Annotated in this window: 22 protein-coding genes and 1 pseudogene; 18 read left to right on the forward strand and 5 right to left on the reverse strand. The window is 72.1% G+C overall.

Annotated elements, in window-relative coordinates; all coding sequences use genetic code 11:
• The first annotated feature begins 112 nt into the window (after positions 1-112).
• Entirely contained in the window at positions 113-745 is a 633-nt protein-coding gene (locus tag ACFUN8_RS08635; RefSeq protein WP_383633542.1) for an ATP-binding cassette domain-containing protein, read from the forward strand.
• Positions 742-2,298, forward strand: coding sequence for a hypothetical protein (locus ACFUN8_RS08640; RefSeq protein ID WP_383633545.1), 1,557 nt, complete (start codon positions 742-744; stop codon positions 2,296-2,298). The genes ACFUN8_RS08635 and ACFUN8_RS08640 overlap by 4 nt, the downstream gene beginning before the upstream one ends.
• A gap of 21 nt (positions 2,299-2,319) precedes the next feature.
• On the opposite strand, the pseudogene ACFUN8_RS08645 reads toward ACFUN8_RS08640, so the two are convergent.
• Positions 2,320-2,568, reverse strand: a pseudogene (locus tag ACFUN8_RS08645) (substrate-binding domain-containing protein); the annotation flags it as partial.
• Between the two features lie 132 nt (positions 2,569-2,700).
• On the opposite strand from ACFUN8_RS08645, the gene ACFUN8_RS08650 reads away from it, so the two are divergent.
• Positions 2,701-3,921 (forward strand): esterase-like activity of phytase family protein, encoded by a 1,221-nt coding sequence (locus ACFUN8_RS08650; protein WP_383633548.1) that lies wholly within the window; start codon positions 2,701-2,703, stop codon positions 3,919-3,921.
• Between the two features lie 69 nt (positions 3,922-3,990).
• Here ACFUN8_RS08650 and ACFUN8_RS08655 read toward each other — a convergent pair whose 3' ends face one another.
• The gene (locus ACFUN8_RS08655) at positions 3,991-4,524 is read right to left on the reverse strand and encodes a GNAT family N-acetyltransferase (protein ID WP_383633551.1); all 534 of its coding nucleotides are present in this window, start codon (positions 4,522-4,524) and stop codon (positions 3,991-3,993) included.
• Between the two features lie 43 nt (positions 4,525-4,567).
• The gene (locus ACFUN8_RS08660) at positions 4,568-5,497 is read right to left on the reverse strand and encodes an alpha/beta hydrolase (RefSeq protein WP_383633554.1); all 930 of its coding nucleotides are present in this window, start codon (positions 5,495-5,497) and stop codon (positions 4,568-4,570) included.
• 159 nt (positions 5,498-5,656) lie between these two features.
• Between ACFUN8_RS08660 and ACFUN8_RS08665 the strand changes: the two genes are divergently transcribed.
• The 4 genes from ACFUN8_RS08665 to ACFUN8_RS08680 all read left to right on the forward strand — a co-directional run bounded on the left by ACFUN8_RS08665 (position 5,657) and on the right by ACFUN8_RS08680 (position 9,354).
• Positions 5,657-6,508 carry a helix-turn-helix domain-containing protein gene (locus ACFUN8_RS08665; RefSeq protein ID WP_383633557.1) on the forward strand — a complete coding sequence of 284 codons (852 nt, stop codon included), beginning with the start codon at positions 5,657-5,659 and terminating at the stop codon, positions 6,506-6,508.
• 170 nt (positions 6,509-6,678) lie between these two features.
• Positions 6,679-7,020 carry a chaplin family protein gene (locus tag ACFUN8_RS08670; RefSeq protein WP_383633560.1) on the forward strand — a complete coding sequence of 114 codons (342 nt, stop codon included), beginning with the start codon at positions 6,679-6,681 and terminating at the stop codon, positions 7,018-7,020.
• Positions 7,021-7,056: 36 nt separating this feature from the next.
• The gene (locus ACFUN8_RS08675; RefSeq protein WP_383633562.1) at positions 7,057-8,340 is read left to right on the forward strand and encodes a hypothetical protein; all 1,284 of its coding nucleotides are present in this window, start codon (positions 7,057-7,059) and stop codon (positions 8,338-8,340) included.
• A gap of 72 nt (positions 8,341-8,412) precedes the next feature.
• Positions 8,413-9,354, forward strand: a complete 942-nt coding sequence (locus ACFUN8_RS08680) for a hypothetical protein (RefSeq protein WP_383633564.1) — start codon at positions 8,413-8,415, stop codon at positions 9,352-9,354.
• Between the two features lie 13 nt (positions 9,355-9,367).
• Here the strand turns inward: ACFUN8_RS08680 and ACFUN8_RS08685 are convergent, their stop codons facing one another.
• Complete coding sequence (locus ACFUN8_RS08685; RefSeq protein WP_383633566.1) at positions 9,368-11,116, reverse strand: serine/threonine-protein kinase; 1,749 nt, start codon at positions 11,114-11,116, stop codon at positions 9,368-9,370.
• Positions 11,117-11,379: 263 nt separating this feature from the next.
• Between ACFUN8_RS08685 and ACFUN8_RS08690 the strand changes: the two genes are divergently transcribed.
• From ACFUN8_RS08690 to ACFUN8_RS08715, 6 genes are all read left to right on the forward strand, one after another.
• Positions 11,380-12,321, forward strand: a complete 942-nt coding sequence (locus ACFUN8_RS08690; protein WP_383633569.1) for an endo-beta-N-acetylglucosaminidase H — start codon at positions 11,380-11,382, stop codon at positions 12,319-12,321.
• A 265-nt stretch (positions 12,322-12,586) separates the two neighbouring features.
• Positions 12,587-12,973, forward strand: coding sequence for a helix-turn-helix domain-containing protein (locus ACFUN8_RS08695; protein ID WP_383633572.1), 387 nt, complete (start codon positions 12,587-12,589; stop codon positions 12,971-12,973).
• Entirely contained in the window at positions 12,883-13,932 is a 1,050-nt protein-coding gene (locus tag ACFUN8_RS08700; protein WP_383633649.1) for a hypothetical protein, read from the forward strand. The genes ACFUN8_RS08695 and ACFUN8_RS08700 overlap by 91 nt, the downstream gene beginning before the upstream one ends.
• A gap of 638 nt (positions 13,933-14,570) precedes the next feature.
• The gene (locus ACFUN8_RS08705; RefSeq protein WP_383633637.1) at positions 14,571-15,398 is read left to right on the forward strand and encodes a class I SAM-dependent methyltransferase; all 828 of its coding nucleotides are present in this window, start codon (positions 14,571-14,573) and stop codon (positions 15,396-15,398) included.
• A gap of 39 nt (positions 15,399-15,437) precedes the next feature.
• Positions 15,438-15,602, forward strand: a complete 165-nt coding sequence (locus ACFUN8_RS08710; RefSeq protein WP_383633640.1) for a tRNA-dependent cyclodipeptide synthase — start codon at positions 15,438-15,440, stop codon at positions 15,600-15,602.
• Positions 15,599-16,828 carry a cytochrome P450 gene (locus ACFUN8_RS08715; protein ID WP_383633575.1) on the forward strand — a complete coding sequence of 410 codons (1,230 nt, stop codon included), beginning with the start codon at positions 15,599-15,601 and terminating at the stop codon, positions 16,826-16,828. Before ACFUN8_RS08710 ends, ACFUN8_RS08715 begins: the two co-directional genes overlap by 4 nt.
• Before the next feature lie 115 nt (positions 16,829-16,943).
• On the opposite strand, the gene ACFUN8_RS08720 is transcribed toward ACFUN8_RS08715, so the two are convergent.
• Positions 16,944-17,624, reverse strand: a complete 681-nt coding sequence (locus ACFUN8_RS08720; RefSeq protein ID WP_383633579.1) for a GntR family transcriptional regulator — start codon at positions 17,622-17,624, stop codon at positions 16,944-16,946.
• A 169-nt stretch (positions 17,625-17,793) separates the two neighbouring features.
• Here ACFUN8_RS08720 and ACFUN8_RS08725 point away from each other — a divergent pair, with 169 nt between their 5' ends.
• From ACFUN8_RS08725 to ACFUN8_RS08745, 5 genes are read left to right on the forward strand one after another with little or no spacing between them, the layout of a single operon-like run.
• Complete coding sequence (locus tag ACFUN8_RS08725) at positions 17,794-18,813, forward strand: phosphoglycerate dehydrogenase (protein WP_383633582.1); 1,020 nt, start codon at positions 17,794-17,796, stop codon at positions 18,811-18,813.
• Positions 18,813-19,640 carry a hydroxypyruvate isomerase family protein gene (locus tag ACFUN8_RS08730; protein ID WP_383633585.1) on the forward strand — a complete coding sequence of 276 codons (828 nt, stop codon included), beginning with the start codon at positions 18,813-18,815 and terminating at the stop codon, positions 19,638-19,640. Before ACFUN8_RS08725 ends, ACFUN8_RS08730 begins: the two co-directional genes overlap by 1 nt.
• Positions 19,637-20,329 carry an aspartate/glutamate racemase family protein gene (locus tag ACFUN8_RS08735; protein ID WP_383633588.1) on the forward strand — a complete coding sequence of 231 codons (693 nt, stop codon included), beginning with the start codon at positions 19,637-19,639 and terminating at the stop codon, positions 20,327-20,329. The genes ACFUN8_RS08730 and ACFUN8_RS08735 overlap by 4 nt, the downstream gene beginning before the upstream one ends.
• Entirely contained in the window at positions 20,326-21,702 is a 1,377-nt protein-coding gene (otnK, locus tag ACFUN8_RS08740; RefSeq protein ID WP_383633591.1) for a 3-oxo-tetronate kinase, read from the forward strand. The genes ACFUN8_RS08735 and otnK overlap by 4 nt, the downstream gene beginning before the upstream one ends.
• On the forward strand, positions 21,699-22,337 hold the full coding sequence (locus tag ACFUN8_RS08745; protein ID WP_383633594.1) for a class II aldolase/adducin family protein: 639 nt from the start codon (positions 21,699-21,701) through the stop codon (positions 22,335-22,337). The genes otnK and ACFUN8_RS08745 overlap by 4 nt, the downstream gene beginning before the upstream one ends.
• Positions 22,338-22,384: the final 47 nt, after the last annotated feature.

Below are 22,384 nucleotides of genomic sequence, written 5' to 3' on the forward strand. Positions count from 1 at the left end.
GCCTAGACGGCCTTCAGCCACCCCCGTGGCGGTCCCGGGCGTCAACGGGGCGTGCGTGGGCGAGAATTGCGGCGCACGCTCATGAGAGACGTCTGTGCCTCTGGAGGGGAACGTGACCGGAGTCCCGGTGATCGCGGCGGCCGGCGCGACGGTCGCACTGGGCGGTACGACGCTGCTCGCACCCACGACGTTCGCGGTGATGCCGGGCGAGTTCTGGTGTGTCACGGGCGGCAACGGTTCAGGGAAGACGACTCTGATGCGCGCGTTCCTGGGCAGTCGGAGTCTGACGGCCGGTTCGTGTTCGGTGCGGGGCGAACCCGCCGACATGGCGCGGCCGTCGCACCGGCGTCTCGTGGCTTCGCTCGTCGACCCGATCCCCTTCGCCCGCGACATGACGCTGCGCGAGCAGGTGACATTGGTCGCCGCCTCCTGGTACGGCAACGCCCCGGACACCGCCGAACGCGCCGAAGGGATCATCGAGCGGCTGGGACTGTCCCCGCTGGGTGAACGGTTCCCCCATCAGGTCTCGTCCGGACAGCTCCAACTCTTCAGCCTCGCGCTGACGTTGGTACGCCCTGCCGACGTCGTCCTGCTCGACGAGCCCGAGCGGCACCTCGACAGCGACCGCGTCGAGCTGGTGGCCGCGCTGCTCACCGAGCGGGCGAAGCAGGGCACGGCGTTCCTGGTCGCCACCCACGAGGCCGCGCTGGTGGAAGCGCGCGACAGCCGCGTGGAGCTGGGATGACGACGCGGGCCGTCGCGGCCCCCGAATCCGGGGCCAGGGGTCGCGTCCACGCCGTACGGCAGCGGTACGCCCGCCGAGGCGACCGGGCCACGGTGCGTGGCCGCGCGTACACCGTCTATCTCGTCGCTCTCTTCGGCGTCTTCTACCTGGTGCCGATGGTCCACGCCCGGAGCACGTCGCCGGCGCTCGTCTCCGTGGGGTCCCTCACCGAGGCGACACCCCTGGCGTGCGCGCTCGCGGTGGCGGGGTGCTGGGGTGCCCAACTCGCCGGCCGGTTCTGGGGACCGCTGGTGATCCAGCCCTTCCTGCTGCACGTGTTCATGTCCACGGACCTCTCCCCGACGCGCTACCTCGGCACCATCGCCCGGCGCCGACTGGTGTACGCGAGCACGGCCACGCTGCTGTCGGCGTGCGCGGCGGCGTACCTCGCGACCGACCTGTTCGCCCGCCTCGGCACCGCGCTGCCGGGTCTCGCGGTCGCGGTGGGGATCAGCGCCGTCGCCGCGACGGCCTGGCTCTGGGGCCAGGTACGGGCGGTGCCCGACAATCTCCTGCCGGCTTCCGCCGTGGGCGTCGGGGCGCTCGTCGTGACCGTGGCGACCCGGTCGGCTCCGGACGGCGCGGGCGGCCTGTGGCTCGTCGCCGGCCTGCTCGCGGTCACGGCCGCGGCTCTCGGACGCGCGGCCTTCCGATCGATCCGTACGGTCGATCTCGCCCGGCTCGCACGCGAGTCGGCACGCGCCTCCCAGGCCCAGGCGTACGCGTGGACGGGCACGCTCCACCACGCGCTCGATCTGTACCGGCCGGAGCCGCGCGGGTTCACCTCGGCCCTGATCCGCTCGGACGGACGCCTTCGCGGGTATCTCGCCCAGGGCGCGATTCGGGCACTCCGAACGCCCGGTCGCGCGAGTGCGGCCGTAACCCTCCTGCTGATCGGCGGCGCCGCGCTGACGCACGGCGCGGCGTCCGGACCCGGCGGTCCGGAAGGCGGCCTGGCGTTGTTGGCGTGGGTGGCCGGATCGGTCTGTGTGTACCTGGGATCCGGCTGGGTGAGCGAGACCTGGCGCGGTCTGCGCGACGAGCTGACCCTGGCCCCGCTGTTCGGTGAGTGGTGGGGCGGGGCGCTCGCCCGCACGCTGGCCTGGCCCGTCGTCGCCGTAACGGCCGGTGCGTGCCTGGGAGGCGGCCTGGCGGTCATGACCCGGTGGTCACTTCACAGCGGACGCCCGGGAAACACGGTCCTGCTCGTCGCTGGGTCGTTGGTGCTGGTGCTCGGCGCCAGATTCCTGCGGGAGATGAAGCTGCACCTGCCGCTCGAACTGCTCCTCCCGATCATCACGCCACTCGGCGACCTCTCCGGACTACGCATCGTGGCCTGGCAGTTCGACGGCATCGTCGCCGTGGTGATCGGAGTCGCCGTGATGGCCGCCGTCCCGTCCGCGCCCGGTGCCGCCGCACTCGCGATCGGCATGGCCGCCTGCTGCGTCTGGGCGGGACTGCGCCGGACGGGTTGGGCACACCGGGGGCTGCTGTCCCGCCTGGGCCGGGTGTAGTACGGGCAGCGAGTCGCGAAGGGTGACCAGTTCGGGATCGAGGAGCAGCTCGCCCGTCGGTACGTCGCGATTGCTCACCAGGGCCGGCACCCCCCGGCCGATTTCCAGGGCGAGCCCGGACGTGGGCCGGCGGACCGTGGTCAGCGGTGGGCCGGTGAACTCCGTGATCATCGAGCCGTCGTGGCCCACCACCGAGACATCGGCCGGCACCAACTCGACCGGCCGGTCGGCCCATTCGTGGGAGGCGCGCTTCCCCGGCACGTACGCCACAGTTCAAGGTGAACGGCCGGCCGCGGAAGGCGCGGACGCACCGCCCCTCGCGGCCGCGTCACTCCGCTGCGTGGCCTCATCACGCTTACGGGTGACTGCGCTCGGTGCGTGTACGGGGCCAAGATCGCTTACATGAAATCCTCCTTGATCCGCCGCGCGTGTGCCGCCGCCCTGGTGCTGGCCACGACGATGGCCCCCGCGGTGGCGGCCCAGTCGGACGGCACCTCCGCGAGGCCCGGCACCGCCGTGAAGTCCGCCGCCGGTGCGAAGTCCGCCGCCGGCGCGAAAGCCGCCATCGGGGCGAAGGCCCGGCTACTGGGCGAGAAGATCGTGCCGCGCGCACTCGCCTTCCAGGGCACGACCGTTGGCGGGCTGTCCGGCATCGACCGGAATCCGTGCACGGGCGAGTACGTCATGATCAGCGACGACCGCTCGGTGCTGCAGCCCGCCCGCTTCTACACCGCGCGGATCGCGGTGGACGGCGCCGGGGTGCACGCTGTCGACTTCACCGCCACCCACCCGTTCCGCCAGCCGGACGGCTCGGTCTACCCGCCGGCGAGCGCCGGCGACGGCAAGGCCGTGGACCCGGAAGAGGTACGGGTGGACCCCCGGAGCTGCCGGTACTGGTGGGCGCAGGAGGGCGACCGGCCGAGGTCGGCGAGCGACCCGCTGATCCAGCCGTCGATCCAGTTCGCCGGCCGCACCGGCGCCTACCGCGGCCAACTGACGCTGCCGCCCAACTACGAGGTCACCAGGGGCGATCGGGGCCCCCGGCGGAACAAGGCGGTCGAGGCGATCACCTTCGGGGACAAGGACCGCGTGCTGACCAGCGCCGTCGAAGGTCCGCTGCTCCAGGACGGCCCGGAGCCCACCCTGGAGCGCGGCGCCCTGGTCCGCGTCACCCAGCAGAGCCGCGACGGCGCCGTGCTGGCGCAGTTCGCCTACCCGCTGGAGAAGATCTTCGCCGAGTCCGACCCGTCCAGCCCGTGGCCCCCGGACACCGGCGTGCCCTCGATCCTCGCGTTCCCCGAGGACCCCAGCCGCTATCTCGTACTCGAACGTTCGTGGGTGGCGGGCTCGGGTTACAAGATCCGCGTCTACGACGCCACGACCCGTGGTGCGACCGAGGTGCGGAACATCGACTCCCTGGCCGGACAGCGGGTCGTACCGATGCGCAAGAAACTGGTCGCGGACTTCGACGACTTGGGTCTGTCCACGGTCGACAACACCGAGGGCATGACGTGGGGTCCGGCCCTGCCGGGCGGCGAGCGGACGCTGGTCCTGGTCAGCGACGACAACTTCGCCGACGACGCGGTCACCCAGGTCGTCGCGCTCGGCGTCCGCGACCGCTGAGCATCCGTCAACTGCAGTCGGTACCGCCAAGTGCACTGAACGGGCCCGGGACTTCGTGTCTCGGCCCGTTCAGTACGTTCCGTCCTCGCGCGCTTCTATTTCCCGAGTGCGCCGGCGCGCGCGGAGGTTCGGGCAGAGGTAGAAGAGTTCGGGGTCTCCTTCGTCGAGGCCGTGGAGAATACCGGCCCTGCGCCAGCCCGCGTGGTTCAGCAACCGCCGCATGGGGTGGTTGGAGACGTTGGTGGAGGTGAACAGCTTCGGGGTGGTGCACACGGCCTCGACGGCGGTGAGGAGTTGGGCTCCCACGCCTCGCCGGCGGGCATCGGGGGAGACCATCAGCAGGGTGAGGAAACCCTGCTCGAAGAAGGTGTACTCCAGCACGGCGTAGCCCAGCGGCCCCGGCGGTATCAACGGCACGGACGGTCCGTACGCCGCCGACGAGTCCTCGGCCAGCAGGACCAGCCCGCGTTCGCACCACCGCCGGATGCTGTCCCGCCGTACGTCGTCGCCCGCCGCGGCCACGGAATCGATCTCGGCCAGCGCGGCCCAGTCGGACGCGTCCGCGCGTCTGACCCGGAGCCCGCCGGGGTTGTCGGCATCCATGAGACGCATCGTGGCAGGGGGCGGGGCGGCCGCGCACGCGCATTCAGCCGAGGTGTGTCCGGAAGAAGTCGGTCAGCTTCGTGATCGCAGGCCCGACGTACTGCTCCCTGTCGTAGAGGTCCACATGGCTCGCGCCCTCGATCCAGTGCAGTTCCTTCGGGCCGCGGGCGCTCTGGAACGCCTCGACGCTCATCCAGGAGGTCACCGCCTCGCGTCCGGCGATCATGAGCAGCGGGCGCGGCGCGATCAGGTCGACGTAGCGGAAGGCGTCGAAGAAGACCATGCGGTCGATGCTGGACCAGGTGAAGGTCTGCGCCGAGCGCGGGTGCCGGGCGCGGTCGGTGCGGTAGTACTCGAAGCCCTCGGCGCCGTGCCGGCCGCCCTGGGCGCGGGCCTCCTCGATGGTGTCGGGAAAGAGCGTGAGGCCCTGGACATCCTCGCCCTGGACGTCCTCGCCCCGGGCCTCGGCGGTCCGCGCCGCCGCAGCCGCGTCGAGCAGCTGCTGGATCACGGCGGGATCCTGGGCGCCGTCGGCGCCGAGGCGGAACTGGCGGGCGATGTCGGCGGCGCTGACGGTGCCGACGGCCCTGACGCGGTGGTCGGTCGCGGCGGCGGGCAGTACGTATCCGCCCGAGGCGCAGATCCCCAGCGCGCCGATACGGTCGGCGTCGACCTCGTCACGGGTGGTGAGGTACGAGACCGCGGCCTTGAGGTCCTCGACCCGCTGCCCCGGGTCCTCCAGGCCGCGCGGGGTGCCCTCGCTCTCGCCCTGGTAGGCGGCGTCGAACGCGAGGGTGACGAAGCCCCGCCCGGCCAGGCGCCGCGCGTACAGGCCGGCGGTCTGCTCCTTCACGCCGCCGCCGGGGTGGCCGACGACGATCGCGGGGCGCGGGGCGGCGGCTTCGCCGGCAGGGATGTAGAGGTGGCCGGCGAGCTTCGGGCCGGCGCCGGGAATGGCGACATCTGTCCTCATGACGTCCTCTCCGGTGGTTACGAGGGGTGGCCGACCGGTTCCGTTTCCGTCGGCCACGTCTCCCACCGTCGCGCCGGCCGACGGCAGGTGCCAGGGACGGTCCTGCCTATGCGGACCAGTACCAGGCACATGGCCGCGCGAAGGCGGAGACTGGAAGTCATGGGACACAGTGGCGCCGCTTACGACGGCAACGAACTGGGCGACTTCCTGCGCGCCCGGCGCGCGAGCCTCACCCCGCACCTGGTGGGCCTGCCGGACGACGGGACGCTGCGCCGCGTCCCCGGCCTGCGCCGCGAGGAGCTGGCCCGGCTCGCGCACGTGAGCGTCGACTATGTCGTACGGCTGGAACAGGGCCGTACGCGCCGAGTCTCCCGCCCCGTCCTCGACGCCCTCGCCGACGCGCTGAATCTCGCCCCGGACGAGCGCGCGTACCTGTTCACCGTCGCCGATGTCACGCAACCCGCCCCCGCCCGGACACCGGCCAGACAGCCGGTCGACCCCCGGCTGCGGCAGCTGCTCGAAGGCATGCGCGACATCCCCGCCATGGTCCTCGACCGCCGCATGGACGTACTGGCCTGGAATCCGGCGGCGGCCGCCCTGCTGACCGACTTCGGGGAAGTGCCCCCGGCCGAGCGCAACCTGATCCGGCTGACGTTCCTGGACGACGACTTCCGCGCCCTGTACGCCGACTGGCCACGCGCCGCACGCGAATGCGTCGCGGTCCTGCGGATGGAGGCCGGACGCGATCCCACCGACCGGGCCCTGGCCGCGCTGATCGGCGAACTCGGCGTCCGCGACGGGGACTTCCGTACGTGGTGGGCCAGCCACCAGGTCCGGGGACCGAGGCAGCTCACCAAGACGTACCACCACCCGGTCGCCGGCACGCTCACCCTCGATGTGCAGCAGTTCTCCGTCGACACCCGGCCCGACCAGCAACTGGTGGCCTACACCGCCCCACCGGGCTCGCCCTCCCACGAGGCACTGCGGTTCCTCCTGCAGATCGCCGGCTGAACCCGCTCGCCGAACGGAGTGCGCGGGCGTACGCCGCGAGGATCGCGCCCCCGCGTGTCGGAGCCGCCGGGATGTCGTTGATCAAGTGCGGCCGGACGAATATGCGTGCGGCACGCTCTGTGACAGGCACCGGGACCGCGTCCCTGGGAGCCTCCGGCGAAGGAGCAGCGATGAGCGTGGAGTTGCGGACCATGAGCGGCGGCGTGAGCAAGGCGGGCGTGGGCAAGGGGGTGGGCAAGGCCGGCGTGCGGGCCGCGGTGGTCGGTGCGGTGGCCGGGGCGGCGCTCCTCCCGGCGGGCGCCGCGCAGGCGAACGTCGTCGGGATCGGGAACGCGGTCTTCGGCAACAGTTGCGCCAACCAGGACCCGACGGGCGCCCGGTCCGAGGGCGCCACCGTGGCCGGCAGCGGGCTGGGGGCCGGTAACCAGGCCGGTCTGCCGCTCAGTCTGCCGCGTAACCACTGCGGCAGCAGCGGCATCGTCTGCACCGCCCTGTTCGGGTCCAGCGTCTGATCCGAAGGTGAGGGGAAGCGGCGGAAGACCAGCCGGATGGTGCTGAACGGACCGGCCCCGGAAGCCGGGGCCGAGGCGGAGGCCGAGGTCGCGACGCGTGCGGTGACGGAGCTGCTGGCCCTGAGCGGGCGGGCGTTGCCGCTGCTGAACGCGTGGGCGGCCGGGGAACCGGACAGCGGTGTGGCAAGGGCGCTGCTGATGCTGGCGACCGCGGACGGGCTCGGCGACGCCGAGTTGAAGGAGCAACTGGTCGTCGCGCACCGGGACGCGCTGGCGGCGGGGGAGCGGCAGGCGAGCCTCGTCCACGGCGTCTTCCTCCACACCCACCGGCACTACCGGCTGAGCGCCGATCACCTGGTGACGCACTTCGCCCGATGGCCCGCCGACGAGGTGGCCGGGCTCATGCTGGGCGCCTTCCACGCCTGCGGGGACCCCGCCTACCGCGCCTACGGCGATGCCCTCGTCGAGGAGCAGGCGGCAGCGGCAGGCCCGGCCAACTGGCCCTGGACGAGCCGGCTCGCCGCCACCCGGGCGGAGCAGGGCCGGGCGCGGGAGGCCCACCTGCTGGCCGAGCGGGCGCTGACCCTGTACCCGCGCTCGGGCGTGGCCGCACACGCCCTCGCCCACGCGGAGCACGAACTGGGCACCGGCCCCGCGTGCGTCGCGTTCCTGGACGACTGGCTCGCGGCGGACCCGGGGGCCGTGCAGTCGCGGCATCTCAACTGGCACGCCGCACTCCAGTCGATCGCCACCGGCGACTTCCCCGAAGCGCGGCGACGCGCGGACACGGCCCTGACGCGCGGCGACGTGGGGATGCGGGCCGCGACGAACTGGCGGCTGCTGCTGGCCGGACAGACCCCGGCGGGCCGCAGCGACCTGGAGCACGTACGGCGACTGCTGGCCGAACCGGGCGGGACGGCGGAGGTCTTCCACACCTTCAACCTGGCACTCGCCCTGGCCGTGGAGGCCGCCACCGAGGATCTGTACGCCCTGGCCCACCGGGCCGCCGCCGATCGACGCCCCGCCTTCCGTGACGTCCTGGCCCCCGTGGTCCAGGCGCTCGCGGAGGTCACCGCGGGCCGCCCCCGGGCGGCGGCGGACCTGCTGAGCGGTCTCGGCGACAAGGCGGCACAGATCGGCGGAGTACGGGTGGAGCGCGAGATCATCCAGGACACGCTCGCCCGCGCGCTGGCCGACGCGGGCGAGGGGGCCCGCGCGGCCCGGCTGCTCCACGACCGCGCCACCACCCGCCGTCATCACACCTACGAGGACCTGCTCCTCGCCCGCACCACGTCCGTCACGGCGGCCGGACCCCGCTGAACCCGCCCCACCGCGGGGCCAGTCGCCGCAGCCGGGGCCGGACGGGCCCCGCCTTCTTCCGGGAGATGTTCCATGGCCGTGCCCCAGATGATCGCCGTCTCCCAGCCGGGCAGCGGCACCCCGCTGCTGGCGGACGTCACCGGCGCCCTCGGCTACACCTCGTACGGCACGATGAGCGGCGACCCCGCCGCCGGGGCCGGGCATCCCGGCCCCGGCGAGGTGTACTCCCTGCTCACGGCCGCCTACGGCCCGGACCGGACAGCCCTGCTGCTGAATCCGCGGCAGGACCGTGAATCCCTCGAATCCGCCTTCCACCAGGCGGTCGGCGCCCTGTGGCGGGTGTGGTGGACCCGGCTGGGCCAGCCCACCACCCGCCACTCACCAGTCGACCCGGACACCGAGTCCCGCCTCGCCCGACTGCCGGACACCACGCTGCTCACCCTGCTGCCGGGCCGGGGCTGCTGGTACGTCAACGGCCTGGACCTCCACAGCGCCGACGCGGACTTCCTCCGCACCTGGCACACCCGGTCCCAGCCGCCGATCGTCTACCACCACCGTGACATCCGGGACCGGATCATCAGCCAGATCCGCGCCCTCTCGCAGCCCGCGGACCGCGTCGGCTCCCTCCCCGAACACCTCGTCTACCGCGACATCCTCGCCACCCGGCCCACCCTGGACGCCAAGATCACGCTCGCCCTGACCGATCCCGGCTTCCCCGGCATGCGAGAAGCCCACGGCGGCCGATGGCTGCTCCACCACCCGGCGATCTGTGTGATCACCCACGAAGAACTCGCCGGCCCCGCCCTCGGCGGTTCCACCGACGCCCGCGAACGGGCCCTCACCCGGCTCCTGCTCGCCACGGGCCATCCCGTCCCACCCGAGGCGGCCGACTTTCCGCCACCACCGGCCGCCGCCGCCGACGAACTCGCGGTGGGCATCGGGCGCGAACTCTTCACCCCCGCCCACGAAGATCTGCTCCGCCACCACCACGGCGCCCTGCTGCCGGTCGCGTGAGTCCGGCGTCGTCCTACGCGCGGAAGCCGTTGCACACGATGGACGTGAACTTCGTGGGTCCGCCCTCGACGTGGTAGATCACCACGGTCCAGTCACCCCGGTCCGCGCTCACCGGGATCGCGTCGACGGTCCGGCCGTCGAAGTGGGCCTGGAAGTCCTTGGGGTACCGGAGCTTGATGGTGCCGCCCGAGGACCACTTCGAGTAGAGGTCGACGGGCTTGCTGGTGAAGCCGATGCCCTTACCCACCGACTTGAGAGGGCGCCCGGTGGTGCGGTCGGTCTCGTGCGGAGGGCGTATCCCGACGGCCACGTAGTACGGCGCGGGGCGCTTCCCGTTCCCGGCGTCCTTGGGCCGGAACGACATCGAGGCGGTGTCCGAGCCGGTGGTGTGCGAGACGGAGGACTGCATGTCCATCGGCGGGTCGGAGTCGGCGATGCTGGCCAGGTCGCAGGAGCCCATGCGATGGGAAGCCTCCTCCGGATCGTCGGACAGGGTCCAACGGTCCTGCGAGTCCCGGTCGCTCACGATGTGGTCCGGTGGGCCCTTCGCCGGATCGTCCTTGGTGCTCGGCGCGGACGTGGTGCTCCCGGTGGCGGTGTTCCCGCTCGTGGGCGCCGCCTCGGAGTCCTGGTCCTTGTCGCCCTGTCCGGGGAGCAGCCAGAGCGCCAACGGTACGACGACCGCGACGGCGCCCACCGCGAGCCAGCCCTTGCGGCGCCGGGGCCGGGCGGCGGGAGGCGGTTGCGGGTCCGGCGCGGCGTACGGGGTGGTCTCGTCGTACCCCCAGCGTCCGGGCCCGGGGGACCCCGTGGCGGACACGCGCTCCGACTCCGGCTCCGGCTCGGGCTTGGCGGCGGCTGCGGCCGCGGCCGCGTGCTCCGCTACGGCCTCCGGTACGGCATCAGGCACGGCTTCCGCGTCGCGGGCCACCGACCGGTAGTGAGCGTCCGAGGCCAGCGCCGAGTCCACCGCGCACCCGGCGATCACGGCGGCCAACTCGGGCCGGTCCGCGGGGTCCTTGGCGACGCACCGCCTGATCAGCGCGGCCAGATCGTCCCGTACGCCCGTCAGATCGATGTCCTCGTGAACGGTCCGGTAGCTCACCGCCGAGGCGTCGCCGCCTCCGTACGGAGGCAGGCCCGTCGCGGTGTAGGCGATCGTCGCCCCCAGCGCGAAGATGTCCGCGGCCGGGCCGACCTCATTACGGAGGAGAACCTCGGGCGCGGCGTACCCGGGTGTTCCCGGTGCCATTCCGACCTGGGTGAGGACCGTCCGCTCAAGTCCTCGGGCGATACCGAAGTCGATCAGCTGCGGTCCCTGCGGCGCGAGGATGACGTTCTGCGGTTTCAGATCCCGGTGCGTGACCCCGTGGACATGGACCGTGGCCAGCCCCTCCGCGAGCGCGGCGAACAGCCGCAGCGCGCTCTCGGCCGGGAACGGGCCGCCCGTGAGTACGGCGTCGCGCAGTGTGGGTCCCGGCACGTACTCGGTGGCCAGCCAGTACGGGGACGCGTCGAGCGACGCCTCGATCAACTGGGCGGAGTAGGGGCTCCGTACGGTCTCCATGGTCGCGGCTTCCCGGCGGAACCGGGCCAGCGACTCCGGATGGTCACTGATCTCGTCGCGGATCACCTTCACCGCCACCAGCCGGCCGCCCGGCGAACGCCCGAGATACACCTGTCCCATGCCGCCCGTGCCGAGCCGGGCGAGAATCCGCCACACGCCTATTCGCGCGGGATCTTGGGGTCGCAGTTCATCCACCAGCACGACTTTGCCACACCCGGGCATCCGCGTAACACAAGTCGCCGAAGAGATCGGCCCGGTCCCTGACCTGGCCGCGTTCCGGTTGCCGCGGGGTGAACTCCCTTGCCGGGGTGCCGGGTTGCGGTGGGACATGCGTGGGAGTCGTGAGAGTTCACCCAAGTTTCCCGGGATTCGGTCATGGGAGCGGAAAGCTCGGAAGGCTCACTCGGCGCTTTCGAACAGGTCGGGCGCCGACCCATGCGATGGGAGACCGATCCACGATGTTCAGTCTGGTACGGAACAGAGTACGGACGGCCGCGCTCGCACTCTCGGCCGTCGCGGCCCTCGCCTTCGGCACGACCGCCACGACCGGCGCGGCAGCGGCCCCCGCTCCTGCCCCAACTCCCGCTCCCGCCCCCGCGAAACAGGGACCGACCTCGGTGGCGTACGTCGAGGTGAACAACAACAGCATGCTCAACGTCGGCAAGTACACCCTCGCCGGTGGCGGGGACAACGTCTTCGACGTCGCCGTGATCTTCGCGGCGAACATCAACTACGACACGGGCACGAAGGCGGCGTATCTGCACTTCAACGAGAACGTGCGGCGCGTCCTCGACAACGCGGCCACGCAGATACGGCCGTTGCAGCAGAAGGGCATCAAGGTCGTCCTCTCGGTGCTCGGCAACCACCAGGGCGCCGGCTTCGCCAACTTCCCCAGCCAGCAGGCGGCTTCGGCGTTCGCGAAGCAACTGTCGGACACCGTGGCCACGTACGGGCTCGACGGCATCGACTTCGACGACGAGTACGCCAAGTACGGCACCAACGGGACCGGCCAGCCGAACGACAGCTCGTTCGTGCACCTGGTGTCGGCACTGCGCGCGAACATGCCGGACAAGATCATCAGCCTCTACAACATCGGCCCGGCCGCGACGCGGCTCTCCTACGGCGGCGTCGACATCTCGTCCACGTTCGACTACGCCTGGAACCCGTACTACGGCAGCTGGCAGGTGCCCGGCATCGCACTGCCCAAGTCGAAACTGTCGCCGGCGGCCGTCGAGATCGGCGGGACCGCGCAGAGCACGGCCGCCGACCTCGCCCGCCGCACCGTCAGCGAGGGATACGGCGTCTTTCTGACGTACAACCTCGACGGGGCGAATCGCAGCGCCGACGTCTCCGCGTTCACCAGGCAGCTGTACGGCGCCGACGCCGTCTACACACCGTAAGGCGCCCCACACACCTCGGCGGGCGGGTGAGTCTCGGGGCTCGCCGTACTTCCTCTTGACGGTCGAGCTGACGGTCGAGCGCCGGACAGACATGGTCGAGGCCGTTCGCCGCGTGCCGGGTTGAGCGAGCGACCCGGGCGGGTAACTCCCCCTCAACGGCCCCGGTGGTGGGGAGCACATCGTCCGGCCACCGGTCCGACCGGCACTTCGAAGGCACGCCCCAGGGCGTGCCTTCAAAGGCTCTAGGGGCGGGAACGGGGAAGCGGTGTCCTCTCGGCAACCCAACACACGGCTCGGGCGGCTTCGTGAGGAGGCGGGATGGAGCGCGGCCCAACTGGCCTACGCCGTCTCGGTGGTGGCCGCCGAGCACGGTCACGACCTCACCGTGAACCGCTCGACAGTGACCCGCTGGCTGGCGGGCGCCCGTCCGCGTCCCCCCCCCCGCCCGCCTACCTTCTTGAGGCACTCGCCCGGCGTCTGGGCAGACCGCCGGCCGCCGTCGACGCCGGGCTCACCCAAGCCCCCGCCCGAATACCGGACTGGACCTGGGAGGCACATCCCGTGCACCGACTGGCCAAGCTCACCAACAGCCAACTGGATCCCAACCGGGGAAAGCTCCTGGGCGTGGACGTCTACAGTCTCGCCGCCCTGACGGTCCCGGACTGGGAGGACCTTCGGGCGCGGGCCACGGCCCGCCGCGCGGGAGCCGTGGTCGGCCGGCGTGTGGGGCGCGCCGAGGTGGAGGCGCTCCAGGGCATGACGGTCTTCTTCGCCTCGCTGGCCGGGGCATTCGGCGGCGGCCACGCCCGTACCGCACTCACCACCTATCTCGCCGACGACGTCACCCCCTGGCTCCTCGCCGAGGCCGGCGAGGAAGCGCACCGGCAGCTCCTCACACACGCGGCCCAACTCACCGTTCTTCTGGGCAACATGTGCGCCGACGACGGCGCCGACGCACTGGCCCAGCACTATCACCGCACGGCCGCCCACCTGGCCGCCGAAGCCGAGGACCCCAGCACGTACACCATCGCTCTCAGGGCTCTCGCCTCCCACGCGCTGGAACTGGGGCACGGGCAACCCGCGCTCGTCCTGACCGAACAGGCCGCCACCACCGCCGGCCGCCACACCTCGCCGCTGACCCAGTCCTTCACCCAGTCCCATCTGGCCCTGGCCCACGCGAAGGCCGAGGACCGGCCCCGGGCGCTGCGGGCCCTGCGCGCCGCGGAAGTTCTCCACGACGGCGCGGACCAGGACCCGTCCGACCCCTTCGGCAGCTACCCGGCCGCGGCCCTGTACTTCCAGCGGGCCCGGACCCTGACGGCGCTCCGGGACCATCCGGCGGCCGACCGCGCGTTCAACGCCTCCCTGCGCACCCGTGCCCCACAGGCCCGCCGGGCCAGGGCGCTGACGACAGCGCTCCTGGCCGAATCACAGCTTCTCCAGGGGAATCTCGAACAATCCGTCACCACCTGGAAGCGGTTCCTCATCGACTACCCGGGTCTCCGCTCGGCCCGTGTCACCGCCTCCCTCACCACCATGCGTCAGTCGCTGCGCCCCTACAGCGCCCACCCCGATGTCGCCCTCCTTACGGAAGAGGCCGCGACGCTTTGAACCGAGGGCCGGGCGGGCTCGTTCGGTGAGCCCCGGCCACCAGAGAGCCCAACCGGCCGGCCACCAGCGACGGACGGTATTTCCGGGGGGCTTCTGGCCTGTCTGCTGTTCTTCGCGGGAAGCCCCTGATTCCTCGGGGCGGTTCAGGGGACTGAGAGCGAACGGATCATCCATGACTGGGTTTTAGTCCGAACCGGGCCGCTGTCTGGCGCACGGACGACGCGAGCGGTATGTGTTCACCCGAAGAATCGTTTTCCGACGCACCCTTGTGGATGACGCCACGGACGACGCCGGCTCGCAAACGCGTGCCGGCTGACGGTGTGGTGACTCACAAGCGCGCAAGCTCGCAACGCACGCAACGGCTCCGTCCCTCCACCCCCCTTCCGGGCCCGCCTCGTGACTCCGAGGGTGGAGACAGGTGAGAGAAACCCGCGGGTGCGCCGGCACCGTCGCGAAGGCCATCACGCCTTGCGTGGCAGCACGATGGGCATTCCCCATGACCTCACCGCACGTACCCCATCGGTACGTCAGCGCGGCCGTCCGGGCCGGAAGGGCTCCGCCCGACACCGTCCCTTCCCCTTGGCGCCCGCCCGCGCCGCCCGCGCCGCCCGCGCCGCCCGCGAATCGGATACGCGGAAATCAAGGAGGCAGATGTGGAGTCCCAGTTCGATACGGCAGTGGCCGCGTACGAACACAGCGTCGAGGAGATGCCGTTCCGCGAACACATCGAGGCGTACAGCGTCTTTCGCGCGGTCGGCGGCGTCACCGGACGCGACGTGCTGGATCTGGGGTGCGGCAGCGGAGCGTATGTCCGCCGGCTGCGCCACGAGGGCGCGGCACGGGTGGTAGGGGTGGACGAGTCGACGGCGATGGTGGAGTACGCGCGCCGTCGTGAGGAGCACGAGAAGCTGGGCGTGGAGTATCTCGCCGCGGATGTCTCCGACATCTCGGACGCCTCCGGGTCGACATCCCTCGCCTCGACGGCATTCGCCGGACAGTTCGACGTGGTCACAGCGGTCTATGTGCTTCCCTACGCCCCGACCCAGGCGGCGCTGGCGGCCTTCTGCACGACGGCCCGGCGGGCCCTGTGCGAGCGGGGCGGCCGGTTCGTGGCCGCGATTCTCAACCCGGCCTTCGCACCCGATCCCCAGTACTACCGGCCCTACGGCATGCGGCTGAGTGCGCCCCGGCCCCGGCGCGAGGGCGCCCCGGGGCACATGACGGCGTGGATCGGAGAAGAGGTCCTGGACGTGGACTTCTTCTGCTGGTCGGCCGCGGCACACGAACAGGCCCTGCGGGCAGCGGGCTTCGACCACATCTCCTGGATTCGGCCCGAGGTCTCCGAGAAGGGCCGCGAGGAGTACGGCGAGGACCACTGGGCCGCCTATCTGTCCTGCCCGCACGCGTTGATCATCCAGGCGGACGCCGGCCCGAGGGCCGAACCGTCCACCCCCCGAACCGACTGAAGGAGTCACGGTCATGACGTCAGACTTCGTCGTCCAACCCTGCTCGCCGCAGAGCCCACCGAGGCACAGGTCGACCGGGCGGTCAGCTACCCGATCGCCGAACTCCCGCTGGTCGTCGACGCGCCCGCGGTATTCGGGACCGAGAGTTCGGTGTTCGTCTACCACCGCCGGATGGACGACGCGCAGCGAGGAGCACACTCATGAGTACGGTGTCCGACCCGGCTCTGCCGCTGCGATACCCGTTTCCGCCGGGGGAGTTGGGCACCCCGCCGCCTGTTCTGGAGTGGGCGCGCAAGCACCGGCCCGTCTGTCCGGTACGACTGCCGTCGGGCACCCGGGTGTGGATGGCGACCCGCAAGGACGACATCACGCGGATCCTCACCGATGCCCGGTTCTCCCGTGACCTGGTCCATGAAGGGGCACCACGGTTCGTGGGGGAGGACTTCACCTCCATGGCCGGCGGGATCTTCAACCTCGACCCGCCCGACCACAACCGGGTACGGCACGTGATCAGCCGCTTCTACACCCGGGGCGGCGTGGAGACGTACCGGCCCATGGTGCGGCGGCACGCGGACCGGCTCCTCGACGCCATGGCCGAGGGCCTGAACCCGGCGGATCTGGTCCCCGCCTACGCGGCTCCGCTGCCCCTGGCGGTGAGTTCGGAGATCCTGCGCGTGCCGGTGGAGCAGCGGGAGAAGTACCACTCCTTCTTCCGGACGCAGACCAACCTGGCGGTCAGCCCCCAGGAAGTCGCCGCGGCCACCGAGGCCGTCATCGAGTTCACCGGCGAGGTCGTCGAGGCCAAACGGCGTACGAACACGGCAGGCCGGGCGGAAGGGCCGATCGAGGCGCTCATCGAGGCGGTGGCGGAGGACGAGATCAGCGAGACGGAACTACAGGGCACCGTGGCGTACCTGTTCGTCACCGGCTCCGAACCTCTGGTCTCGCCACTGGGTACCGGAGTCGTCACCCTGCTGACCCATCCGCCGGCACTCAGGGACTGTCTCGACGACCCCGCTCTGTGGCCGAAGGCCGTCGAGGAGATCCTGCGCTACCACCACAACGGTGTACTGGGCATGCCGAGGGTCGCGACCGAGGACGTACGTCTCCACGACGTGACCATCGCCAAGGGCGACCGCGTGTGCACCCCGATGCTGGGCGCGACCTGGGATCCGGCGCACTACCGCAACCCCGCCAAGTTCAACATCCACCGCCGCACGGACGGCACCGCGACCTTCGGCGCCGGCCCGCACTTCTGCCTGGGCGCCTCGCTGTCCCGGATGTTCCTCCACACCGCCTACCAGGCACTCTTCACCCGCTTTCCCACCCTGCTGCTCGCCGTCTCCGAGCACGACATCCCCTGGGAACTCGACCTGTTCTTCACCAAACCGGCCGTGCTCCCCGTGGCCTGGGATCCCGATTCCCCTTGACCGGATCAACCGCCGCGCACCCGCGCACCCGCGCCGTCAGGCCGCAGGGTCGTCCCGCCGCCGAGTCGTCCCGCCGCCGAGTCGGCGGGTCGCCGGGTCGTCGGCCGCCGGCGCGTCAGTCGACCGTCACGGCCTGGCGGTCCCTCAGGGCACGCGTCTTCGCGTTCTCGATGTGCTGCCGCATGCGATCGGCGGCGCCCTGCGCGTCCCCGGCGGCCAGCGCGTCATAGACGGCGGCGTGGTCGTGCGCGGGTGACTCCGCGTCGGAGGAGCCGAGTTCGGTGAAGAGGCGGAAGCGCTGCACATGGCCGCCCAGCGAGCGGTAGGCCGACTCCAGGAAGGGATTGCCCGACTGCCGGGCGATCAGGAAGTGGAAGCGTTCGTCGGCCGACAGGTAGGCCCGTACCGACTGTGAGCCGTCCCCCTCCGCGCAGCGGCGCAGCTCCTCGATGCTCGCGGCGACGTCCTGGAGGAATTCGGGGGTGGTACGGCGGCCCGCCTCGTACGTGAGGGTCGGTTCCAGTACGAGCCGCGCGTCCATCAGCTTGATCAACTCGGTCTCGCTGAACAGGGGAGCGACCCGGTAGCCCTTGAGCGCCTCGCGGCGTACCAGACCGGTGTGTTCGAGCCGGGCGAGAGCCTCACGCAGCGGGGTCTGGCTGACGTTCAACTCGCGGGTCAGGGCGCCGATGTTGAGCGACTGGCCCGGTGACCACAGTCCGTCCATGAACTGCCCTAGCAACACGTCGTACATCTGATCGGCCAGCGGCTGCCGATCGGACGGGCGCCTAGTCATGCGAGTCTCCTTCGTCGCCCGATGGTAGCGCGGCCCCTCTCCCTGTGATCACACACATGGACACGCGGCTATAGTATTTGAAGCAATCCTATATTATAGTCCCGAGGTGTTGAGATGAACGCCGACGCGACACCGCCGACGCGAGAGCGCAGACCACAGAGGACTTGTCATGACGCAACAGCCCCCGAAGAAACGTGCGCCCCGCGTGCTCGTGACCACGCCGTATCTCGAACCCGGGGGAGCGGTCGACACGATGCTCCGGGACGCCGGCCTCGAGACGGTCTTCGCCCGGCGCGCCGACCGGGAGGCGGCCGGGCGCAGCCTGACGGAGTACGTCACGGACGTGGCGGGCATCGTCGCCGGCACCGACGCCTTCCCCGCCGAGGTCATCGAGGCGGCGCCGGGACTGCGGGTCTTCGGCCGCTGCGGCGCCGGTTACGACAACATCGACGTGGCCACGGCGACCCGGCGGGGCGTCGCGGTCACGTTCACGCCGGGCGCCAACCGGGTCTCCGTCGCCGAACACGTCCTGGCGCTGATGCTGAACTGCGCCCGGCGCATCCCCCAGAACCTCGCCGCCGTACGCGCCGGCGGCTGGACACAGGACAGCGGGCGGGAGTTGTACGGCACGACGCTCGGCGTCGTCGGCCTCGGCTCCATCGGCAAGACCGTCGCCCGGGCCGCACTCGCGCTCGGCATGCGGGTCGTCGCCCACGACCCCCGGCTGGACGAGGACTTCCTGGCGGAGACCGGCGCCCGGGCGCTGCCCCTGGACGACGTACTGGCCGAGGCGGACTTCCTCACCCTGCACATCTCCCTGAACGAGACCACCCGGCATCTGATCGACGCCGCCGCGCTGCGCCTGATGAAGCCCGGCGCGTATCTGATCAACACCGCGCGGGGCGGGGTCGTGGACGAGGACGCGCTCGCCGACGCGATCGAGGGCGGCCGGCTGGCCGGCGCCGCGCTGGACGTGGTCGAGAGCGAGCCGCTGCCCGCCGGTAGCAGGCTACGGGCGCTCGACAGCGTCCTGGTGACCGCGCACATCGGCGCCGCCACCGTCGAGGCCCGCGCCAGGTCCGGAGCCATGGCCGCCGGTCAGGTGATCGACCTGCTCGCCGGTCGCGATCCGGCGCATCTGGTCAACCCCGGCTACGCGGTCGCCGGGGCCGGCGCCGGAGCACGCTGATGCGGGCGCCGAACGGGCTGCGCTTCGACGCGAATCTGAAGTGGCTGTTCACCGAAGTCCCCTTCGAGGAGCGGTTCGACGCCGCGGCAGCCGCGGGCTTCACCGGTGTCGAGTACGCCGACCCCTACCCGTACCCGGCCGCCCTGCTGCGCCGGCGCCTCACCGACGCGGGGCTGCACCAGGTACTGATCAACACCCCTGTGGGTGAGCCGGGTTCACCCCGGCGGGCGGGCTCGGCGTGTCTGCCCGGTGACACGGACCGCTTCCGCGCCGACCTGGAGCGCGGCCTCGACCACGCGGTCGGGCTGGGCAGCGACTTCCTGCATGTACTGGGCGGTGTACGGCCCCCAGGCGTCAGCCACGACCTGGCGTTCGCCACGCTCGTCACCAACCTCGCCTGGGCGGTGGAGCGGGCGCGCGGTACGGGGGTGTGCCTGGTCATCGAGGCACAGAACGGCCGCGACGCGCCCGGCTTCCTGCTGGACACCCAGGCGCGGGCCGCCGCCGTCGTGGAAGCGCTCGGCGGCGACGGAATCGGGCTGCTCCTCGACGTCTACCACGTCCAGGTCCAGGAAGGTGACCTCGTCCGGACGCTGCGCGAACAACTGCCCCGCGTCCGCCACATCCAGATCGCCGACCCACCGGACCGGACCGAGCCGGGCAGCGGCGAAGTCTCCTGGCCGCGCGTCTTCGGCACGCTGCTGGACGCCGCGTACGAGGGCTGGATCGGCTGCGAGTACCGCCCGGCCGACGGCACGGTGAACGGGCTGTCCTGGCTCACCGAGCTGACCGCCGTACCGGGCACCGCGCCGGAGGCGTCCCGATGAGCGGCGGGGAGCCCGCCCGGGGCCGGGCGCCGAGGATCGCGCTGATCAGTGCCACCCCCACCGCCGTCGCCCCGGCGGTCGCGGGACTGGCCGAGGAGTTCCCGGCGGCCGAGCCGTGGAACCTGCTGGACGACCGGCTGCTGACCGACGCGCCGGCCGAAGGACCCCTGCCGCCCGCCCTCGTGGACCGGATGCGCGGGCTGATCGTCTACGCGCTGGCCGGCGGGGCCGACGGGGTGCTGCTGACGTGTTCGCTGTACGGCCCCGTCACCGACGAGATCGAGACGACGGTCCCGCTGCTGGCACCCGACACGGCCGCGTTCACGCGAGCGTGGTCCTCGGGCTTCGGCCGCGTGCTGGTGATCGCCTCGTTCGAGGCCGCGGCCTACGACTCGATGGCCCGATTCGCCGCGGCCGCCGCAGCGGCCGGCTCGGCGACGGGGGCGGTCGGAGTGGTGGCGCCCGACGCCTTCGATGCGGCCCGCCACGACGACACCCCCGCGTTGGCCGAGGCGCTGCGGAAAGCGTGTCTGCCGTACGCCGCCGGGGCCGACGCGGTGCTGCTCGCCCAGTACTCGCTGGCACCCGCCGCCGAGCCGCTGTCCGCCGCGCTGGGGCTGCCCGTCATCTCCGGTCCACAGGCCGCGGCAGTGGCCCTGCGCTCCGCACTCGAAGGGAGGCCCGTATGAACGAGCGTCAGGAAGGGCGGGAGACGGAGCCGACGGGCGGCGGTGCGCCGCTCGGGGTCATCGCCGACGACTTCACCGGCGCGACCGACGTCGCGGTGGCGCTGCGCCGCGCCGGGCTGAGGACGCTGCTGTTCTTCGGCGTGCCGGACGGTGCGAGCGAGGGGCCCCCGACCCAACTGCCCCAGCACGACGCCTTGGTGGTCGCGCTGAAGTCCCGGATGGTGCCTGCCGCCGACGCCGTCGCGTCGTCCATGGCCGCTCTGGAGTGGCTGCGCGAACAGGGCGCGGGGCAGATCTACTTCAAGTTCTGCTCGACGTTCGACTCGACGCCGCGCGGCAACATCGGCCCGGTCCTGGACGCCCTGGCCGAGGCGACCGGCGCCGGTCCCGTACCGCTGACCCCGAGTTCGCCGGAACACCGGCGAACCCAGTACCAGGGCTGTCTGTTCGTGGACGACGTCCTGCTCGGCGAGTCGCATATGCGTGATCATCCGGTGACCCCGATGACGGACTCGTATCTGCCCCGGCTGCTGCGCGCGCAGACGCGCGAGCAGGTGGACCTGATCGGGCTCGGCACCGTACGGCGGGGACCGGCGGCGGTACGTGCCGCGCTGACGGACGCCGCGGCGCGCGGCGCGCGCTACGTACTGACCGACGGGATCGAGGAGAGCGACCTGCGCACACTGGGCCGGGCCGCGCTGGACGCACCACTGGTCGCGGGCGCCGCGGGGCTGGCGGCGGGACTGGCGTACGCCTACGCCACCGGCGAGAAGGAGCCTGGGGACACCGGCAACGCCGACCACACCGACGACAGCAGCGGGGACCCGCCGGGCGGACCGGCGGTCGTACTGAGCGGGAGCTGTTCCCGCCGCACCCTGGAGCAACTCGCGGCACTGGCCGACGCGGGCAGACCCATGTACTACCTCGACGCGGTCGCCGCACCCGATCCGGTGGCGCTCGCCGACGCCGCGCTCGCCTGGTACGACGCACTGCCCGCGGGCGGCGGCGCGCCTGTCCTGTACTCCTCCGTCGCCCCGCGACAACTGCGCGAGGTACAACGTGCGCTGGGCACGGAGCGGTCGGCCGCCGTGCTGGAGGAGGCGACCGGACTGATCGCGTCCGGGCTGGCCGGGCGCGGCGTGCTCCGGCTGATCGCGGCCGGGGGCGAGACGTCCGGCGCGGTGGTCGCCGCACTCGGGGTCACCGGCGCGCGTGTCGGTACGGAGGCCGCGCGCGGGGTGCCGTGGATCCATCCGCTGGCCGGCCGGCCCCTCGCGCTGCTGCTCAAGTCCGGCAACTTCGGCGGCCCCGGCCTGCTCACCGACGTCTCGGCCGCCCCGGCAGCTCCGGCAGATCCGGGAGGCGCACGGTGAGCGGCCGGGGTGACAACGACGAGCGGGACCGTCTCATCGCCGTCGCGCGGGCCGTCGCCGCCCGTTCGCTGACCCACGGCAGCACGGGCAACGTCTCGGTACGCGCGGGCGAACACATCCTGGTGACACCCACCGGGTCGAGCCTGGCCACCGTACGCGCCGAGGAACTGGCCGTCATCGACGCCGACGGAAACCCCGTGTCCGGCGCGAAGCCGTCCAAGGAGGCGTTCCTGCACGCGGCGATGTTGCGTGCCAGACCCCGCGACGGGGCCGTGGTGCACACCCACTCCCCGTACGCGGCGGCCGTCTCGTGCCTGGCGGACGTCGACCACGACGACGTCCTGCCGCCACTGACCGCGTACTACGCGATGCGCGTCGGGCGGCTGCCGATGGTGCCGTACTTCCCACCCGGCGACAGCCGGCTGGCCGCCGCCACCGAGGCACTGGCCGGTGAGCACGCGGCGCTGCTCCTGAGCAACCACGGGCCGGTCGTGGCCGCGGCGGATCCGGAGCGCGCGCTGGAGGTGGCCGAGGAGATCGAGGAGACAGCGAAGATCTTCCTCCTGCTGCGCGGCTCCGCCACCCGTCCGCTGACGCCGCCCCAGCGCCGGGCACTGCGCCCGGCGTCCCGCTGACCACCCGAGAACCCCCTCGTAGAAAGCCCCCGCTGGACCGGGAATCG

This window comes from Streptomyces sp. NPDC057307, from assembly GCF_042667665.1.
GTDB lineage: Bacteria > Actinomycetota > Actinomycetes > Streptomycetales > Streptomycetaceae > Streptomyces.

Bases quoted from the DNA above. Each gene is read 5' to 3' on its own strand.
- ACFUN8_RS08715 (WP_383633575.1), top strand. From the start codon at position 15,599: ATGAGTACGGTGTCCGACCCGGCTCTGCCGCTGCGATACCCGTTTCCG.
- ACFUN8_RS08650 (WP_383633548.1), top strand. From the start codon at position 2,701: ATGAAATCCTCCTTGATCCGCCGCGCGTGTGCCGCCGCCCTGGTGCTG.
- ACFUN8_RS08730 (WP_383633585.1), top strand. From the start codon at position 18,813: ATGCGGGCGCCGAACGGGCTGCGCTTCGACGCGAATCTGAAGTGGCTG.
- ACFUN8_RS08670 (WP_383633560.1), top strand. From the start codon at position 6,679: ATGAGCGTGGAGTTGCGGACCATGAGCGGCGGCGTGAGCAAGGCGGGC.
- otnK (WP_383633591.1), top strand. From the start codon at position 20,326: ATGAACGAGCGTCAGGAAGGGCGGGAGACGGAGCCGACGGGCGGCGGT.
- ACFUN8_RS08640 (WP_383633545.1), top strand. From the start codon at position 742: ATGACGACGCGGGCCGTCGCGGCCCCCGAATCCGGGGCCAGGGGTCGC.
- ACFUN8_RS08680 (WP_383633564.1), top strand. From the start codon at position 8,413: ATGGCCGTGCCCCAGATGATCGCCGTCTCCCAGCCGGGCAGCGGCACC.
- ACFUN8_RS08660 (WP_383633554.1), bottom strand. From the start codon at position 5,497: ATGAGGACAGATGTCGCCATTCCCGGCGCCGGCCCGAAGCTCGCCGGC.
- ACFUN8_RS08735 (WP_383633588.1), top strand. From the start codon at position 19,637: ATGAGCGGCGGGGAGCCCGCCCGGGGCCGGGCGCCGAGGATCGCGCTG.
- ACFUN8_RS08665 (WP_383633557.1), top strand. From the start codon at position 5,657: ATGGGACACAGTGGCGCCGCTTACGACGGCAACGAACTGGGCGACTTC.
- ACFUN8_RS08720 (WP_383633579.1), bottom strand. From the start codon at position 17,624: ATGACTAGGCGCCCGTCCGATCGGCAGCCGCTGGCCGATCAGATGTAC.
- ACFUN8_RS08690 (WP_383633569.1), top strand. From the start codon at position 11,380: ATGTTCAGTCTGGTACGGAACAGAGTACGGACGGCCGCGCTCGCACTC.
- ACFUN8_RS08675 (WP_383633562.1), top strand. From the start codon at position 7,057: ATGGTGCTGAACGGACCGGCCCCGGAAGCCGGGGCCGAGGCGGAGGCC.
- ACFUN8_RS08725 (WP_383633582.1), top strand. From the start codon at position 17,794: ATGACGCAACAGCCCCCGAAGAAACGTGCGCCCCGCGTGCTCGTGACC.
- ACFUN8_RS08655 (WP_383633551.1), bottom strand. From the start codon at position 4,524: ATGGATGCCGACAACCCCGGCGGGCTCCGGGTCAGACGCGCGGACGCG.